At 28.3% G+C, this 18,002-nt stretch carries 14 protein-coding genes; all 14 read left to right on the top strand.

The window, feature by feature from the left end:
* The first annotated feature begins 77 nt into the window (after nt 1-77).
* The 14 genes from I0K12_RS18620 (at nt 78) to I0K12_RS18555 (ending at nt 18,002) form a co-directional block, all read left to right on the top strand.
* On the top strand, nt 78-1,130 hold the full coding sequence (locus tag I0K12_RS18620; protein ID WP_196889654.1) for a hypothetical protein: 1,053 nt from the start codon (nt 78-80) through the stop codon (nt 1,128-1,130).
* A gap of 394 nt (nt 1,131-1,524) precedes the next feature.
* A complete protein-coding gene (locus tag I0K12_RS18615) occupies nt 1,525-2,577 on the top strand; it encodes a hypothetical protein (protein ID WP_196889653.1) in 1,053 nt (350 codons plus the stop codon).
* A gap of 57 nt (nt 2,578-2,634) precedes the next feature.
* On the top strand, nt 2,635-3,963 hold the full coding sequence (locus I0K12_RS18610; protein ID WP_196889652.1) for a M48 family metallopeptidase: 1,329 nt from the start codon (nt 2,635-2,637) through the stop codon (nt 3,961-3,963).
* Between the two features lie 25 nt (nt 3,964-3,988).
* Complete coding sequence (locus tag I0K12_RS18605) at nt 3,989-5,620, top strand: DUF6770 family protein (RefSeq protein WP_196889651.1); 1,632 nt, start codon at nt 3,989-3,991, stop codon at nt 5,618-5,620.
* A gap of 104 nt (nt 5,621-5,724) precedes the next feature.
* Nucleotides 5,725-6,768: a hypothetical protein gene (locus I0K12_RS18600; RefSeq protein WP_196889650.1), complete on the top strand. Its 1,044-nt coding sequence runs from the start codon at nt 5,725-5,727 to the stop codon at nt 6,766-6,768.
* A gap of 179 nt (nt 6,769-6,947) precedes the next feature.
* Nucleotides 6,948-8,522, top strand: coding sequence for a DUF6770 family protein (locus I0K12_RS18595; protein WP_196889649.1), 1,575 nt, complete (start codon nt 6,948-6,950; stop codon nt 8,520-8,522).
* An 86-nt stretch (nt 8,523-8,608) separates the two neighbouring features.
* Complete coding sequence (locus I0K12_RS18590; RefSeq protein WP_196889648.1) at nt 8,609-9,709, top strand: hypothetical protein; 1,101 nt, start codon at nt 8,609-8,611, stop codon at nt 9,707-9,709.
* A 199-nt stretch (nt 9,710-9,908) separates the two neighbouring features.
* Nucleotides 9,909-13,340, top strand: coding sequence for a methylmalonyl-CoA mutase family protein (locus I0K12_RS18585; protein WP_196889647.1), 3,432 nt, complete (start codon nt 9,909-9,911; stop codon nt 13,338-13,340).
* A gap of 263 nt (nt 13,341-13,603) precedes the next feature.
* Nucleotides 13,604-14,314: a DUF547 domain-containing protein gene (locus I0K12_RS18580; RefSeq protein ID WP_196889646.1), complete on the top strand. Its 711-nt coding sequence runs from the start codon at nt 13,604-13,606 to the stop codon at nt 14,312-14,314.
* A gap of 103 nt (nt 14,315-14,417) precedes the next feature.
* Nucleotides 14,418-14,753 (top strand): arsenosugar biosynthesis-associated peroxidase-like protein, encoded by a 336-nt coding sequence (locus tag I0K12_RS18575; RefSeq protein ID WP_196889645.1) that lies wholly within the window; start codon nt 14,418-14,420, stop codon nt 14,751-14,753.
* Between the two features lie 5 nt (nt 14,754-14,758).
* Nucleotides 14,759-15,814, top strand: a complete 1,056-nt coding sequence (gene arsS, locus I0K12_RS18570; protein ID WP_196889644.1) for an arsenosugar biosynthesis radical SAM (seleno)protein ArsS — start codon at nt 14,759-14,761, stop codon at nt 15,812-15,814.
* Between the two features lie 13 nt (nt 15,815-15,827).
* The gene (locus I0K12_RS18565) at nt 15,828-16,328 is read left to right on the top strand and encodes a rhodanese-like domain-containing protein (RefSeq protein WP_196889643.1); all 501 of its coding nucleotides are present in this window, start codon (nt 15,828-15,830) and stop codon (nt 16,326-16,328) included.
* Nucleotides 16,318-16,938: a TIGR04282 family arsenosugar biosynthesis glycosyltransferase gene (locus I0K12_RS18560; RefSeq protein ID WP_196889642.1), complete on the top strand. Its 621-nt coding sequence runs from the start codon at nt 16,318-16,320 to the stop codon at nt 16,936-16,938. Before I0K12_RS18565 ends, I0K12_RS18560 begins: the two co-directional genes overlap by 11 nt.
* A 251-nt stretch (nt 16,939-17,189) precedes the next feature.
* Nucleotides 17,190-18,002: a purine-nucleoside phosphorylase gene (locus I0K12_RS18555; RefSeq protein WP_196889641.1), complete on the top strand. Its 813-nt coding sequence runs from the start codon at nt 17,190-17,192 to the stop codon at nt 18,000-18,002.

Here is an 18,002-nt window from a genome sequence, read left to right as displayed (position 1 = left end):
TATATGTGTATTTTATTTGGATATAAATTAATTTTTTAACTAATATATAATTCTATATTTGTCGAAAAGTTAAAAAAATGAGTATTAAAAAAACAATTAGCCTGTTATTTTTATTGTTAATTAGTATTGCTTCTGTTGGGCAAATCAATGTTGGGAAATTTAAATCTGAAAAGTCAAGTTTTGTAAAGCCTAAATTATTGGAGCGTTTTAAAAAAACGACTACAATCTTTGTAATGTCAAGTTTGGATGAAAAAGATAGATATGAGGAATTACTAAAAGAAATATGGACTGTGACTCCTTTTAAAGTAGTGAATGAGGCAGATTTTAAAGAAAAAGATTATTATTTAGGAAATTATTCTGTGGCAAAATTAGATGGATTTAAGAATTCATACCTAATGAATAGTGGGATTACTACTTATAATTGTTATATCTACATAGATGTTTTTTTATTTAAAAATACATCTGCTTTAAATAAAATTAAAAAAGGAGAAAAAACAGCGCAAGAGGTACTTGATAATTTGGAAAAGATCAAAAAAGCTGAAATTGCTCAAATATTATTAATTCCTACAATGGAATATTATGGAATTCTATTAAGCGCTGATGGAGGTACGAAAGAAGATTTTATTCAAGCAATTTATAATGATGATTTTTCTACAAATAATTCTTTAGGTTTTTTAAAAAACAACCTTCAAAAATTAAATGAAATTTTACAAAAAGATGGAAAATACACATTGCTTGATAAAGAGATTATTGCACCAGAATTAAAGAAATTAGCTTCACAAAACTTATATATTCAAGAAGATATTTATTTTCATTTTATGGATTTAAAAAAGATGTATAGAACTAAAAAAAATCCAACACCTGAAGATATGAAACAGATTTTGGATGATAATTATAAATATGATTATACACTTATTTCAAAAAAGGAATTAGATCAGAAAATCTTAGATAATGAACCTATTTATTATTTAAGGTTTGGGTATAATAATCCGAAAAAATTTCTTCATATAGTAAATGCACAAACTGGAGAAGTAGTATATAAAGAGTGTATAAAGGGAGGGTTTTTATATAGTGTTGACGATAAACAATTCAAGGCTTTAAGTAAAGCTATTAAAAAAGCATCGAAATAATTATTTTAAAGATAAACATATTGAAAGTATTAATAAAGCTATAAAGAAAGCTTTGAAAAAATAAACATTTAGACAGAACTTTAGAATCTAATTCTAAGGTTCTGTTTTATGAATAATCTTAAGAATTGGTAGTTAAGTAATTGTTTTGAGATAAAAAAAATAGCCATTTTCAATTCTTCTTTTGAAAAAAAAATATACACTATTTGTTTTAGTAAACTTCAATGAACGACTTTTTATTACGTTTAACACTCTGATTAAAGGAAATTATGTATTGAGGGATAATGTTTTTATTAATAATTAAAACAATATATAAAATGTATAGATGTATTTTATTTGAATATAAAATAATTTTTTAACTAATATTAAGTTTTATATTTGCAAAAAAATTTAAAAAATGAATACAAAAAAAATTACCTCATTATTACTTTTATTATTTATCAGTATCGTTTCCTTTGGACAAGTTTCTGTTGGAAAAACTCATATTGGTAAGCCTAAAAAAATTAAACCTGAAATTTTTGATAGATTTAAAAAATCTACAACAATTTTTGTTTTATCAAATGTGCATGAAAAAAGTAAATATAAAGAGATTCTAGATGAAGTTTGGACAGTTTCTCCTTATAAATTAGTAGATGAATCAGATTTTAATTATCAAGATTATTATTTCGGAAATTATTCTGTTGGAAAATTAGATGGATATACTTCTTCTTACAGAATGAAAAATGGAACTCTTGTTGAGAGAATGCATGTTTATTTAGATATTTATTTATATCAAAATGAGTCTGATTTAAAGAAAATTGCAAAAGGAAAGAAGACAAAAGAAGAAATTCTTAAAAAATTAAAAAATCCAAAGCATCATGATATTGCACGCGTTCAGTTAAGTGCGAATTGGGAATTTATTGCTTTAGCATTAAATACTGCAGGAACTACTTCTAATGATATTTATCAAATGGTTTACAATGATGAAATTGCAACAAATAATTCATTAGGTTTTTTCAAGAATAACATGCAAAAAATCAATGCATTGATTCAAAAAGAAGAAAGATATTGGTTATATGATACAGATTCTAAAGATTCTGAGTTGAAAAAATTAGCTACAGGAACTTTATATGTTCCTGATAATATCAAGCAATACTTCAGAATGATGAAAAATAGAAAAGACCCATCAGCTGAAGCGCAATTGAAAAAAATGAAAGATGGGTTTGAAAAAGCTTATCCTTACAAATATGAAATTATTGAGCCTGCAAAATTAGATCAAATGATTTTGGATGAAAAACCAATCTATTATTTAAGATTTGCTTTTGTAAATGGTCAAAAATTCATTCATGTTGTAAATGCTCAAACAGGTGAAGTTGTATTTAGAAAATATAAAAAAGCATCACTAAGTTTTAGTCTTAAAGAAAAGCATATCAAAGCAATCAGTAAAGCAGTGAAGAAAGCTGCTAAATAATAAATTTTATACAACCCTGGAATCTGATTCTGGGGTTGTATTTTTAATACAATACCTATGAAGAAAACGTTGTTAGTATTTCTAATTTTATTCTCATTTTTTTCTTTTAATTCATTAGGACAAAACACAGAGAATACAATTGAATATTCTTATAATAATTTTGGTAAAAAAGAAGCTTTAATTAAAAGAATAGAAGAAATCTATAAACAAAAAAAGAAAGCTAGCTATACGAAAGAGCATGAAGAGGAGTTAGAAAAGTTTTTAGATAAATCTTTAAAGAGAATTAAGAGTAATCTGGAGGATAGTACATATATCTTTAATGAAGAATTAAATTCGAAACTAAATAATATTCTTCAGAAAATTGTAAAAAATAATTCTAGTAATACTCAAGAACATACGATTTTGATTAATAAAAGTCTTATTCCAAATGCAGCTGCTTATGGAAATGGACTTTTTGTTGTTAATCTTGGACTGATTTATTTATTGGATAATGAAGACGAACTAGCTTTTGTGTTATGTCATGAGCTAGCACATCAAAACTTAGAACACAGTAAGCAAAAGACAGATTCTATCATTCATTTCTATAATTCTAAAAAAACTAAAGATGAAGTAGAAAAAATAAAGAATCTTTCTTATGGAAAAGGGAAGGCAGGAAGAGCTTTATTGAAAAAAATAAGATATGATATTACGAGTACTTCTAGAGTAAATGAGTTTGCTGCGGATGAGTATGGAAAAAAATATTACCTAAATTCTGGGTATAAAGAGTATTTTGCATACACTTCTATGAAAAAAATGGAATTGATTGAGGAATTGATTTTTAGTAAAAAAATTGCTTGGGATAGTATTTTTAGTTTTAAGAATTATAAGTTTAAAAAACATTTATTAGAAGAAGAGGAGGAAGAAATGTCCTTTTTTGATAGTGATGCAACTCTAGATGATTTTGAAGAGAATAATCCAGATTCGCTAAGAACACATCCACATATTAAAGACAGAATACTTAGAATAAAAGGAGAGATTAAAGATACTTTGAATATCCCTAAAACAATAAATAGCTCTTTTAAGAAATATAAAACTCTTGCGGAAAAATTAATTATCAAAAGTTACATTGATCAGAACTATTTGGATGTTTCTTTTTATATGCTAGCAAATAAATTAAACGCAGAAAATAATACTTTCTATATAGATGAATTCTCTAGGTTATTAATTAAACTTTATCGTCTGAAATCAAAATTAGCTTTAGGGAAATATGTAGATCAACCTTCAAATTCGGAAGAGAAATCATCTTTGGATGAAATTCGAATGTTTATGAATAATTCCTCTATAAAAGATATTCGGGAATTAATCGAAGCTTATGAAAAACACTACGGATTAGAATTAAAAATATAAACACAAAAAATAATTGATATAAAAAATGAAAAAAATAATATTCTTTTTATTTCTATTTGCTACGAATATGATTTTTGCTCAATCAAAAGTTATTGAAAATATTAGCGGATACGAATTATTAAACTCGGGAAGTTTATCTGATAATAATAATGAAGTGGATGGTTATTACTTCTTCTATAAAGTGGATGATTTAGAGGATCGTAAATCTGAATATGCCATTGTTATCTTAGATAAAAACTTAAATGAAACAGCTAGAAAATCTTATGTAGGAAATAAATATTCGAGATTAATTCAGGGGGTTTTTGATGGAAATCAGATTACTTTTTTATTCTTTAATGAGCAAAGAAAGTTTATAAAACTGATTGGTTATGATAGAAAAGGACAAGAAGTAGAGCCTTTGGAATATAAATTAACTCGTCAAGATGTTATTTATACAAAAAATCAATATGATAGGAATAATGAAATCCGTTTAATTCCAATTGATAAAAAGGGAATCTTATTGAAGTTTTTCAAAAACCAAGGAGAGCAAGTACAATACATTCCGACAGGAAATGGTGAGGTTTGGGGAATGAAAAATGAAAAAGATACCATTGAGTATGTCAGAAATAAAGTTGTTGATATTAAATTTGGTTTTTTTGGAATCGGAAATACAAAAGTAGGTTCGAGAGAATTGAAAGAATATAAAATATTAGGTATTGGTAAGTCATTTGCTGCCATCACAGAATTTAACATTGATGCATCAATTCATATTGATGCTTATAATCATAATACAAATTATCGTAAGCAAACGAAATCTTCTTTTTTCAAAATCATAAAAGTTGATACAGGAGAATTAATTTACTCAGAAGAAATTCCTTACAAAATCAAAAAGAAAGAACAATTCAAATCTTATTTAAATGTAATATTCACGGATGAGGAGATTGTTGCTTTAGGAGAGTATTATGTTGGACCTAAAAACTTGAGAAAAGGAATAAGTTCTGGTTTATTTATTGAGAAATTTAGCTATGATGGTAAAAAACTTTCAGGAAAACAGATAAGTTGGGAAAATCAATTATTCCAAAAATTCCAACAAGAAAATAAGGAAAAAGGTAAGAATTATGTTTTCTTCCACAACGTTGTCAAAACAGATGATGGGTTTGTTGCAATTGGAGAACAATATAAAAAAGCGGTTTCTGCTGGTGGGGTTACAGCTAAGATTATTACACTTGGTTTAGCTCAGGCATCAAAAATTATGATTAAAGATGCATATTTCTTCCAGTTTGATAATGATTTTAATTTAGTTGATTTAACAAAAATTGAAAAAGCAAAATCACTATATGGAGGTCTTTCAGATTTTTCTACACCACAAGAATCTGCTCATTATTTGAACACTTTTGGATATTTTGATTATTTACAGACGCAGGTTGATAAAAAACATAATAAGTTTTATACAACATTCTTAGACTATGATAATTCGGATAAGAAAGATCCTAAATTAACTTATAAAACAGTTGTGTTTCAAGATTCAAAATTTAAAGAAACAAGTTTTTCTATTCCTAAAAATGAAAAAGTAAAATATACAGCACTTCCAGCGAAATTAGGATATGTATTGATTTATGAGTACGATGAAGAAAAAGAAAAATCATCTTTAAGACTTGAAAAAATAGATGTAGAATAGTTATCTCATCTTTGATGAAAATCAGAAAAATTAATTGAGTAAAATAATCTCTGAAAATTATTTTACTCAATTACAATTATTTATTTGTCCAAAAAACTAAAAAAATGAGCTTTAAAAAAATTACTACGCTGATATTTTCATTGTTAATAAGTATTGTCTCTTTTGGACAAATTTCTTTAGGTAAAATTCTTGAAGTAAATCCAAAAAAAACTAAATCTGAAATTTTTGAGCGTTTCAAAAAAACTACCACAGTTTTTGTTTTGTCAGATATCTATGAAAAAGATAAATATGATAAAATTTTAAAGGAAGTATGGACAATTACACCTTATAAATTAGTTAGAGAAACTGATTTTAAGGATAAAGATTATTATTTAGGAGATTTTTCGATTGTGAAATTAGAAAGTTTTGCTCATTCCTTTGGTATGAGAACTCAGAATATTAGACAAAACTTATATATTTATCTTGATATATTTTTCTATGAAAATGAGGCTGATTTGAAAGAAATCTCAAAAAAGAAAAAGACTAAAGAGGAAATTTTAAAGAATTTAAAAAAGCTTGAAAAAGAAGAAATTGCACAGATCATCTTATCTCCTAAAATGGAATATATAACTGCCATTTCAAATTCTGGTACTACAGAAGAAGATCTATATCAATTAATATATAATGATGATTTTGCTTTAAATAATTCTTTAGGTTTTTTTAAAAATAATCTTCAAAAATTCAATAGTATCATCGAGAACGAAGAACAACATTCATTATACAAAAAAACGATAGAATCTTCTGAATTAAAAAAGCTTACTACTGAAACTTTATATATTTCTAAAAATGGAGAAAACCATTTTATGGATTTTAAAAATAGACCTAGCGGTCCAATTCCTTCGTTAGAAGATATGGAAAAAGTTTTTACGAATTATTATAAATTTCCATATGAAATCATTCCTCATGAAGACTTGGATCAAAAAATTTTAAACAACGAGCCTTTTTATTATCTAAGATTTAGTTATGATTTCAATATAACTTTGCTTCAAATTGTAAATGCTCAAACAGGTGATATTATATATAGTAGGCATCATCTAGGAACTTTTTATATTGTTCATCAAGATCAAGTAAAAGATTTAAGTAAAGCTATAAAAAAGGCTTCGAAATAATTATTTGATTTACTTCCTATTTCTAGAAATATTTTTTAGAATCAGAACTTTTTTACAGAGAATTAAATGAAAATTTAGAGGAAATTCTTTCATGAAGAAAATACTACAGCTTCATGAAATTTTTAACATCATAATATTGAAACACACTTTAATAAATAATAAAGATTAATAAAAATATCATGAGAAAATTACTATTTCTTACAGTCATTTTAATTACCAATTTAATGTATTCTCAAACTAAAGTTATAGAGGATATTGCAGATTATAAACTATTAAATAATGGGGTTTTATCTAATAATGATAATTCTGTAGATGGTTATTATTTTTTTTATAAAGTAGACGATTTAGAAGATCGAAAGACAGAGTATGCAATCATTATTTTAGATAAAAATTTAAATGAAACAGCAAGGAAATCTTATATAGGAGCTCAAAATTCAAAATTAATACAGGGAGTTTTTGATGGAAATCAAATTAGTTTTTTATTCATGAATGAACCTAAAAAATTTCTGAAGATAATAGGTTTTGATAGAAAAGGGAAAGAAGTAGAATCTTTAAAATATGAGTTAAGTAGAACGGATATTATCTTTTCTAAAAAACAGAGAAGGTTGAATAATGAAATTCGTTTAATCCCGATTTCTAAAAAAGGAGTTCTTTTAAGGTATTTTAAAAATCATGGAGAGCATATTGGTTTTATTTCTACCAATAAAAAAGAAAATTGGAATACAGATAGTCCTATAGATACTATTGGTTTTAAGGAAGATTTAATAAAACAAAGCGAACTATTTAATTCGAATTTAAAACAATATAATTTTCTTGGAATAGGTAAATCTTATATTGCTTTTAATGAAATTACTACTAGTAGCTATTATTATGGATATGATAGAGAAATTCAATCTATATTTTTCAAAATCTTAAAAGTGGATACTGGAGAAGAAATTTATTCGGAAGAAATTAAATTAAAAATTAAGAAAAAAGAGGAGGTCAAATCTTATTTGAATGTAGTTTTTACAGAAGATGGTATTATGGCTTTAGGTAAATATTATATTGGATCTAAAAATTTAAAAAAAGGAAAAAGTGCTGGAATATTTGTCGATAAAATTTCATATGCAGGAGAGATAGAGAGTACAAAAAACATTAATTGGGAAGATCAATTATTTGAGAAATTTCAAGAAGAAAATAGTAGAAAAGGGAAAAACCACATATTTTTCCATGATATTATCAAAACAGAAGATGGTTATATTGCTATTGGAGAACAATACAGGAAAGTTCTTACAGAAGAAGGGTTTGTCTCTAAACTTATTACGCTTGGAATCGCAAGTGCTACAAAAATTTTAATTTCAGATGCTTATTTCTTCGAATTTGATCAAAATTTCAATTTAAAAGATATTAAAAAGATTACAAAAAAAGCTTCCTTATATTCAGGTCTTTCCGATTTAAAATCAGCAGAAGAATCTGCACAACATTTAAAATTTTATGGTTATTTCGATTATTTAATGACGCAAAATAAAGGAAATAGATTCTTCTCTACATTTGTAAACACACAACTTGATAAGAAGAAAAAACCAACTTCTATTCACTATAAAACAGTTATTTACAAAGACTCTAAATATAGTGAGTCTAGTTTTACGATTCCTTTAAATGACAATATAAAACGTCGAGTTTTACCTGCGAAATTTGGGCATTTATTAATTTACGAATATGATAAAGAAACTGAAAAATCTTCTTTAAGATTAGAGAAAATTGATGCTGAATAGATATAGTTTCTGTCATATTATTTAAAGTAAAAGCCTTAGAATCTTTTCTTTCAAAAAAAACTAAACATCATAAATAAATTACTATTATGAAAACACAAAAGTTAATTACTCTATTAATACTTTTATTTTTCAGTTTTTCAACCATCGCACAAGTTTCGGTGGCTAGAAATCATTTAAAAAAACCAAAAAAAGTAAAGACCAAAGCTTTTGAAAAATTCAAAAAATCTACAACTATTTTTGTTTTATCTAATCTACATTCAAAAGAAGAGTATGAAAAAATATTAAACGAAGTTTGGACAGTTACTCCATTCAAAGTTGTAAATGAAGCCGATTATAATTATAAAGATTATTATTTTGGGGATTATTCAATTTTCGGATTAGCTACTAGAAGTTATAGATATAGGGGGAAATATGGAGGTCTTCATGTGTTTAACCAATCATATTTAAAATTATACGTATTTAACACAAAATCTTCTTTAAAAGAAATTGCAAATGATAATAAAACTGAAGAAGAATTTTTGAAAAATTTAAAAAAAGTAAAAACTCATGAGATTGGTTTAATCCTATTGAATTCGGCAGGGGAATTTAAAGAGCAGATTTATAATGGTTTAACTAGAGAGGATATTCGTCAAATTATTTTTAATGATTCTTTTTCAACTAATAATACTTTAGGGTATTTTAGAAATAATCTTCAAAAAATAAATACACTTCTTCTAGAAGAACAAAATCATTATCTTCTTGATTCAGATTCAAACCCTGAAGAATTAATGAAATTATCTTCTGATACTTTATATATCCCTGAGTTTATTAAAAATTATTATAGAAGTAGTATATATCGTCTACCCAAAGATGATTCCTTATTAAAAGTAATTACAGATGATTTTGAAGAAAATTATGATTTCAATTTCAAAATTGTTACAAAAGAAATTATCGATCAAAAAATATTAAATAAAGAGCCTATTTATTATTTAAGATTTGTAAGTACGAACGGAAACTTATTCACTCATATTGTAAATGCGCAAACTGGTGAACCGATATATCGTCAATATAAAAAACTTTCATTTATCTTAAGGAAAAAGAACATAAAAAAAATTAATAAAGCAATCGAAAAATCGGTAAAAAAAATCATGAAAGACAAGCAAAAGGCAAAAGAAAAAGCAGAAGCTGCTAAGGTTTTAAATATTTAAAATTTCATTAAAAACTTGTTTGTAAAATTTTGTTGTTCATCAATTATTTAAAGATATAAGTCTAAAAGCTGCAAATTATAAGTATTTATATTAGATATTTAGAAGAAATTAACTGTTAAGTAATTAATAAAATCATTTCCTCTTTCCATATCTTACTGAATATTGTAAATTGCAGCTTCTTTTTATTTAGAATTAAAACATGGACAACATACAACCTTACAAACCAAAGAACCAAGTACGTATTGTTACTGCAGCTTCTCTATTTGATGGACACGATGCAGCAATTAATATCATGCGTAGAATTATCCAATCAACTGGAGTTGAAGTAATACATTTAGGACACGATAGAAGTGTTGAAGAAGTAGTAAATACAGCAATTCAAGAAGATGCAAATGCCATTGCGATGACTTCTTACCAAGGAGGACACAATGAGTATTTCAAATACATGTATGATTTACTAAATGAAAAAGGTGCTGGTCACATCAAAATTTTTGGTGGTGGTGGTGGAGTAATCTTACCAGAAGAAATCAAAGAATTGATGGATTATGGAATCTGTAGAATTTATTCTCCAGACGATGGTCGTCAAATGGGACTTCAAGGTATGATTAACGATATGATTGAAAAATGTGATTTTGCTACAGGAGAAAATATCCAAGCAACTTTCGAAGGAATTCAATCAAAAGATCCAAAAATTTTAGCAGAAACTATTTCTGCAGCAGAAAATTTCCCAGAAAAATACGAGGAATTCTTAAATGAAGTTCGCAAACAAGGAGAAGAATCTAAGATTCCTGTTCTTGGAATTACAGGAACTGGAGGAGCTGGAAAATCTTCTTTAGTAGATGAATTAGTTCGTCGTTATTTAAATGATTTCGAAAATCAAGATATCGCAATTATCTCTGTAGATCCATCAAAAAGAAAAACAGGAGGAGCTTTATTAGGAGATAGAATTCGTATGAACGCAATTAAAAACAATCGAGTTTATATGCGTTCTTTAGCAACTCGTCAGTCAAACTTGGCTTTATCTAAACACGTAAATGATGCTTTAGATATTTTAAAAGTGGCTAATTTTGATTTAATCATTTTAGAAACTTCTGGAATTGGACAATCAGATACAGAAATTTTAGATCATTCAGATGTTTCTCTTTATGTGATGACTCCTGAATATGGAGCTGCAACACAATTAGAGAAAATTGATATGATTGATTTTGCTGATGTAATTGCTTTAAACAAATTTGACAAAAGAGGAGCTTTAGATGCAATTCGTGATGTGAAGAAACAATACATGCGTAATCATAATCTTTGGGATATCCCAATGGATCAAATGCCTGTTTATGGAACAATCGCTTCGCAATTCAACGATCCTGGAGCAAATACTTTATACAGAGTTTTAATCGATAAATTAAACGAAAAGACAAATGCGAATTTTGAAAGTTCTTTCGAAATTACAGATGCAATGTCTGAAAAACAATTTATCATTCCACCAAGCAGAACTCGTTATTTATCTGAAATTACAGAAAACAACAAAGCTTATAACAAATGGTCTGTAGAGCAAAAAGAAGTTGGACAAAAACTTTATGGAATCTACAAGACAATTGAAACAGTTGCTGGAACTAAAATTGAGTTAACAAAATTTGGAGTTAATGAAGAAGAAATTTTAGAAAATGCAACAGAAGATAACAAGCAATTCTTAGAATTATTATTAAAAGAATTCGCTAGAATCAAAATGGACTTAAATCCGCATAACTGGGAGTTAATCCAAAACTGGGAAGCAACTGTAAAACGTTACAAAGATCCTATTTATACTTTTAAAGTAAGAGATAAGGAAATTAATATTAAAACACATACAGAGTCACTTTCTCACACACAAATTCCAAAAGTAGCTTTACCAAAATACGAATCTTGGGGAGATGTACTTTATTGGAGATTACAAGAAAACGTTCCTGGAGAATTTCCTTACACTTCTGGTTTATTCCCATTCAAGAGAACTGGAGAAGATCCAACAAGAATGTTTGCAGGAGAAGGTGGACCAGAACGTACAAACAAACGTTTCCACTATGTAAGTTTAGGAATGCCAGCAAAACGTCTTTCTACAGCTTTTGATAGTGTAACTTTATATGGAAATGATCCAGATTTAAGACCTGATATTTACGGAAAAATCGGAAACGCAGGAGTTTCTATTTGTTGTTTAGATGATGCTAAAAAATTATTTTCAGGATTTAATTTAGCACATCCGATGACTTCTGTAAGTTTAACAATTAACGGACCTGCTCCAATGTTGTTAGGATTCTTCTTGAATACAGCAATTGACCAACAATGTGAGCTTTACATTAAGGAAAATGGTTTAGAAAAAGAAGTTTCTAAGAAGATCGAAAAAATCTTCAAAGAAAGTGGAACAAAACGTCCAGAATATCAAGGAGATTTACCAGAAGGAAACGATGGTTTAGGATTATTCTTATTAGGAGTAACAGGAGATCAAGTTTTACCAAAAGATGTTTACGAAGAAATCAGATTACGTACTTTAACACAAGTTCGTGGAACAGTTCAGGCAGATATCTTAAAAGAAGATCAAGCACAAAATACTTGTATTTTCTCTACAGAATTTGCTTTACGTATGATGGGAGACGTTCAGGATTATTTCATCCAAAAGAATGTGCGTAACTTCTATTCTGTTTCTATTTCTGGTTATCACATCGCAGAAGCAGGAGCAAATCCTATTACACAGTTAGCATTAACTTTAGCAAATGGATTTACTTACGTTGAATATTATTTATCAAGAGGAATGGATATCAATAAATTTGGTCCAAACCTTTCTTTCTTCTTCTCAAATGGAATTGATCCAGAATATGCAGTAATTGGTAGAGTTGCTCGTAAGATTTGGTCAAAAGCGATGAAGATGAAATATAAAGCGAATTCAAGAGCACAAATGTTGAAATATCACATTCAAACTTCTGGTCGTTCGCTTCATGCTCAAGAAATTGATTTCAACGATATTCGTACAACGCTTCAAGCACTATATGCAATTTATGATAACTGTAATTCTTTACATACAAATGCGTATGACGAAGCAATTACAACTCCAACAGAGGAGTCGGTTCGTAGAGCGATGGCAATTCAGTTGATTATCAACAAAGAATTAGGTTTAGCGAAAAACGAAAACCCAATTCAAGGAGCGTTTATAATTGAAGAATTAACGGATTTAGTAGAAGAAGCTGTATATGCTGAATTCGATAGAATTACAGAGCGTGGTGGAGTTCTTGGTGCAATGGAAACAATGTATCAGAGAGGAAAAATCCAAGAAGAAAGTTTATACTATGAAACTTTAAAACACAATGGAGATTTCCCTATTATTGGTGTGAATACTTTCTTAAGTAAAAATGGTTCACCAACAGTAACACCTGCTGAGGTAATTCGTGCAACAGAAGAAGAAAAACAATATCAAATTTCGATGTTAGAAAATCTTCACAAATTAAATGAAGAGCAAGTTGCTGTAGAATTAGAGAATATCAAGGAAGCTGCTATTAATAACGAAAACTTATTCGAGATGTTAATGGAAGCTACAAAACGTTGTTCTTTAGGTCAAATTACAGATACTTTATTTAAAGTAGGAGGACAATATCGTAGAAATATGTAATTCCTATTTTTTTATAAAATACAAAAGCGTAAGATGAATTTCTTACGCTTTTTTTGTGTCTAAATTTTGGTTGAAACTAGATAGGTTTTTCAAGATATAGAAAATGAATTCTCTTTTCTTCAATCAAAAATCAATTCAGTATATGGAATGAAATTCTCAGAAAATCACTAACTTCTAATGTTATAGAAAAAAACTTGTAAACTCTTGTTTTTTTTTACGTCTGAATGTCAAGAAGTATTTTATAACCGTTAAATGTTTTAAGTATGAAACTGAGAATTTTTTTAGTAGCTTTCCTAACAATGATGATTGCAGAGGTAAATGCACAAACTTCCGTTTGGAATGGAGAATTACAAAAATATGTGAGTAATTCAGGAAATGTTGATTATAAAAATTGGAAAAAATCATCTCAAAAGTTAGATACTTATTTAACTTATTTGAGTAAAACTTCACCGAATAATTGGTCTGCTGATAAGGAAAAATCTTTCTGGATCAATGCTTATAATGCTTATACAGTAAAACTTATTTTGGATAATTATCCATTGAAAAGTATCACAGATATTAAAGAAAATGGAAAAAATGCTTGGGAAATACCTTTTGCCAAGGTTGGAGGTAAAATGTATACTTTGAATCAAATTGAGCATGAAATTCTTAGAAAAAAGTTTGATGATCCAAGAATTCATGTTGGAGTAAATTGTGCTTCTTATTCTTGTCCACAATTAGCAAATTATGCTTTCACAGAGAAGAATGTAAATTCTAGTTTAGAAAAATTAATGAAGCTTTTCGTTAATGATACTAAGAGAAATAAAGTATCAGCAAACAAAGCGCAACTTTCTGAAATATTTAACTGGTTTAAAGGAGATTTTACAAAGAATGGAACTTTAGTTGATTACATAAATAAGTATAGTAATACAAAACTAAATGGAAATGCTTCGATAACTTTTTTACCTTATAATTGGAGTTTGAACGGAAAGTAAAATAGATTTTTATATTTTACAAAGGAATTTCCCCTCTCGAGAGGGGCTAGGGGTGTGTTTCACTTCAATTTTTTAAAAACGAACTAAATAAAACTAAATTAAAATGCAAAAGACATATTACGATCCAAAAGATTTAAAAAAGTTTGGAAAAATCACTGAGTGGAGTGAGGAATTAGGAGAGAAATTTTTTGAATATTACGGAAAAGTATTTGAAGAAGGAAGCTTGACAGCAAGAGAAAAATCATTGATTGCACTTGCTGTAGCACATACAGTTCAATGTCCTTATTGTATTGATGCTTATACAAAAGATGGATTACAAAGAGGAATTGAAAAAGAAGAAATGATGGAAGCTTTGCATGTTGCTGCTGCAATTCGTGGAGGAGCAAGTTTGGTGCACGGTGTTCAGATGATGAATAAGGTTGAAAAATTGAGCATGTAATTTTTATGACAACAAAATCTTTATTAGCTAGAAAAAACGATTTATCGCAACCAGAAAAACAATTACAGTTTTTAAGTAATGGAATTTTTGGAAACGGAGAATTACCAACATTTAAAGAATCTTTAGAAAAAACAAATAGATTTCCTTTAAAACCAACTGGCTTGGATATTTTCCAAGTAAATGTTGGTTATATGTGTAATCAAGTTTGTACGCATTGTCATGTGGACGCTGGTCCAGATCGTAAAGAGATTATGACAAAAGAAACAATGCAACTTTGTTTGGATGTGTTGAAAGCAAGTGGTGCAAAAACTTTAGATTTGACAGGTGGAGCTCCAGAAATGAATCCGAATTTCCGTTGGTTTGTAGAAGAAGCTGCAAAAATTGGAGTGGAGGATTTTATCGTTCGCTCAAATTTGACCATTATTTTAGCTAATAAAAAATACCACGATTTACCAGAATTTTTCAAGAAATATAATGTACACGTAGTTTCTTCTTTACCTTTTTATAAAAGAAATAAAACGGATAAACAAAGAGGAAATGGTGTATTTCAAAAATCAATTCAAGCATTGCAGATGTTGAATGAAGTTGGTTATGGAAAAGAAGGAACTGGATTGAAATTAGATTTAGTTTACAATCCAGCGGGTGCTTTTCTTCCAGCAAATCAAAGTGATTTAGAAAGTGATTTCAAGAAAGCTTTAAAAAATGATTTTGATATTGATTTCAATAGTTTGTTCGCAATTACAAACCTTCCTGTTTCTAGATTTTTAGAGTATTTAATTGCTTCTGAAAATTATGAAGATTATATGGAAACACTAGTCGAAGCATACAATCCTGTTGCTGTAGATGGTGTGATGTGTAAAAATACACTTTCTGTTAGTTGGGATGGGTATTTGTTTGATTGTGATTTTAATCAAATGCTTGATTTAAAAGTAGCTGCTAAATCGAAACATTTAAAAGATTTTGATTTAGAGAGTTTGCAAAATAGAAATATTATTATCTCGCAACACTGCTATGGTTGTACAGCCGGAGCAGGTTCGAGTTGTCAAGGAACAACCGTATAATTTTCGAGTGTCTATGAAACATTTTTATATCCTAATTCTTTTATTTTTTACTGCATTTTTTGTGGAAGCGCAAAACACAAAATTAGATCGATTTTTGAATAAAGAACTAAAAAAATCGGTTCCTTTAATGACGGTTGAAGAGCTTTATCAGATGACAGATTCTGTGCTGTTGGTTGATGCAAGATCTTTTAAAGAGTTTCGAGTTAGTCATATCGAAGGAGCACATTTTGTAGATTATGATACGTTTACAAAAGAAGATTTACCCTTAGATTTACAGAAAAATACAAAAATCGTTGTCTATTGCAGTTTGGGAATACGAAGCGAGCATATTGGAGAAAAGATAATGGCTTTAGGATTTAAAAATGTTTATAATTTAAAAGGTGGAATTTTTGAGTGGAGTAATTTTGAATATCCAGTAGTGAATTCAAAAAATGAAGATACTGATGAAATTCACACTTTCTCGAAAGAATGGAGTACTTGGTTGCTAAAAGGAATTAAGATTTATGAGCACTAAAAACCTTTTATTGATTTTTACTAAAAATCCTGAATTGGGAAAAGTAAAAACACGATTGGCAAAAACAATTGGCGATGAAAGAGCTTTGACAGTATATAAAGCTTTATTGAAGCATACACATAAAACTACCAAAGATTTGGATGTAGAAAAACACGTCTATTATTCGAATGAAATTGTAGAAAATGATCTTTGGAAAAAAGGTTTTAAAAAATATGTTCAAGAAGGAGAAGATTTAGGAATTCGAATGAAGAATGCTTTTTTAAATGGTTTTGCTGAAGGTTATGAAAATATTGTAATTATCGGAAGTGATATGTTTGCGATTACAGAAAATCATTTGAAAGAGGCTTTTGAAAAATTGAATTCGAATTCTGTAGTAATTGGCCCTGCTGAAGATGGAGGATATTACCTTTTAGGAATGCAAAAAGATCAGACTTTTGTTTTAGATCATAAAGAATGGAGTACCGAATCTGTGTTTCCTGATACTGTAAAAGATATTCAAGAAAGAAATTTATCTTTCGATACGATTGAAACTTTAAATGATATTGATACGGAGGAAGATTTGATGCAATCTTCTGATGAGGTGTTGGAGAAATTGGGGTTTGTGAAATAACCACCCCTAGCTCCTCTTTTAAAAATAGGGGAACAATTTAGCACAATTTATAATTGTGTTTATTGTCTCTAGTATAAACTCGTGATAGTTTTTAAAAATCTGGAATAATTGTAGAAAATGTTCTGGAAATGTAATTAATGCGTTAGGGATTGCAGTGGCATCCTTTTTTGCTTTTCTTCATTCAGTTGTTTTAGCAAAAAAGATATAGCGGAAAGCCCGACCTGATAGGGGAACGCCCAAAAAAGAAAACGATGATAACACAAATAAATGAAACAGTTGAATTTTTGGAATCAAAGAATATTTTGAATCCGGAAATTGGAATTGTTTTAGGAACTGGTTTAGGAAAACTGGTTGAAAAAATAGATATAGAAATTAGTATTGATTATGATGAGATTCCGAATTTTCCTGAATCTACGATGGAATTTCATCATGGAAAATTACTTTTCGGAACTTTAGAAGGAAAGAAAGTTTTGGTGATGCAAGGAAGATATCATTTATATGAAGGATATTCTTTGAATCAGGTTGTTTTTCCGATACGAGTTTTCAAGAAATTAGGAGTTCAGAAGTTGTTGATTTCAAATGCAGCAGGAGCGATTAATTTAAATTATGAAAAAGGTTCATTGATGTTATTGGACGATCATATCAATTTGCAAGGAGGTTCGCCTTTGGTTGGAACAGAAGTGAAAGCTTTAGGAAATCCATTTGTAGATATGTCAGCGCCATATAACAAAGAAATGAACGAAAAATTAAAGCAAATTGCAGCAGAAAATGATATTACGCTTCATGAAGGAGTTTATGCAGCTGTGATTGGGCCTCATTTGGAAACACGAGCAGAATATAGATATTTAAAAGTAATTGGTGCGGATGCTGTCGGAATGTCCACAGTTCCTGAGGTGATTGCTGCAAATCATATGGAGCTTCCATGTGTGGCGATTTCTGTATTGACAGATTCTTGTGATCCAGATAATTTACAACCGATTAATATTCCAGAAATTTTGGCTTTAGCAGAAAAAGCAGAGCCGGAAATGATTACGCTTTTTTCTCAATTAATTAAAACACTTTAG

The organism is Aureivirga sp. CE67, assembly GCF_015767245.1.
Lineage (GTDB): Bacteria > Bacteroidota > Bacteroidia > Flavobacteriales > Flavobacteriaceae > Aureivirga.
The sequence above is the reverse complement of the archived record's forward strand: the minus strand, read 5'-3'. Positions and strand labels throughout refer to the sequence as shown.

Bases quoted from the DNA above. Each gene is read 5' to 3' on its own strand.
- I0K12_RS18620 (WP_196889654.1), top strand. From the start codon at position 78: ATGAGTATTAAAAAAACAATTAGCCTGTTATTTTTATTGTTAATTAGT.
- I0K12_RS18615 (WP_196889653.1), top strand. From the start codon at position 1,525: ATGAATACAAAAAAAATTACCTCATTATTACTTTTATTATTTATCAGT.
- I0K12_RS18610 (WP_196889652.1), top strand. From the start codon at position 2,635: ATGAAGAAAACGTTGTTAGTATTTCTAATTTTATTCTCATTTTTTTCT.
- I0K12_RS18605 (WP_196889651.1), top strand. From the start codon at position 3,989: ATGAAAAAAATAATATTCTTTTTATTTCTATTTGCTACGAATATGATT.
- I0K12_RS18600 (WP_196889650.1), top strand. From the start codon at position 5,725: ATGAGCTTTAAAAAAATTACTACGCTGATATTTTCATTGTTAATAAGT.
- I0K12_RS18595 (WP_196889649.1), top strand. From the start codon at position 6,948: ATGAGAAAATTACTATTTCTTACAGTCATTTTAATTACCAATTTAATG.
- I0K12_RS18590 (WP_196889648.1), top strand. From the start codon at position 8,609: ATGAAAACACAAAAGTTAATTACTCTATTAATACTTTTATTTTTCAGT.
- I0K12_RS18585 (WP_196889647.1), top strand. From the start codon at position 9,909: ATGGACAACATACAACCTTACAAACCAAAGAACCAAGTACGTATTGTT.
- I0K12_RS18580 (WP_196889646.1), top strand. From the start codon at position 13,604: ATGAAACTGAGAATTTTTTTAGTAGCTTTCCTAACAATGATGATTGCA.
- I0K12_RS18575 (WP_196889645.1), top strand. From the start codon at position 14,418: ATGCAAAAGACATATTACGATCCAAAAGATTTAAAAAAGTTTGGAAAA.
- arsS (WP_196889644.1), top strand. From the start codon at position 14,759: ATGACAACAAAATCTTTATTAGCTAGAAAAAACGATTTATCGCAACCA.
- I0K12_RS18565 (WP_196889643.1), top strand. From the start codon at position 15,828: ATGAAACATTTTTATATCCTAATTCTTTTATTTTTTACTGCATTTTTT.
- I0K12_RS18560 (WP_196889642.1), top strand. From the start codon at position 16,318: ATGAGCACTAAAAACCTTTTATTGATTTTTACTAAAAATCCTGAATTG.
- I0K12_RS18555 (WP_196889641.1), top strand. From the start codon at position 17,190: ATGATAACACAAATAAATGAAACAGTTGAATTTTTGGAATCAAAGAAT.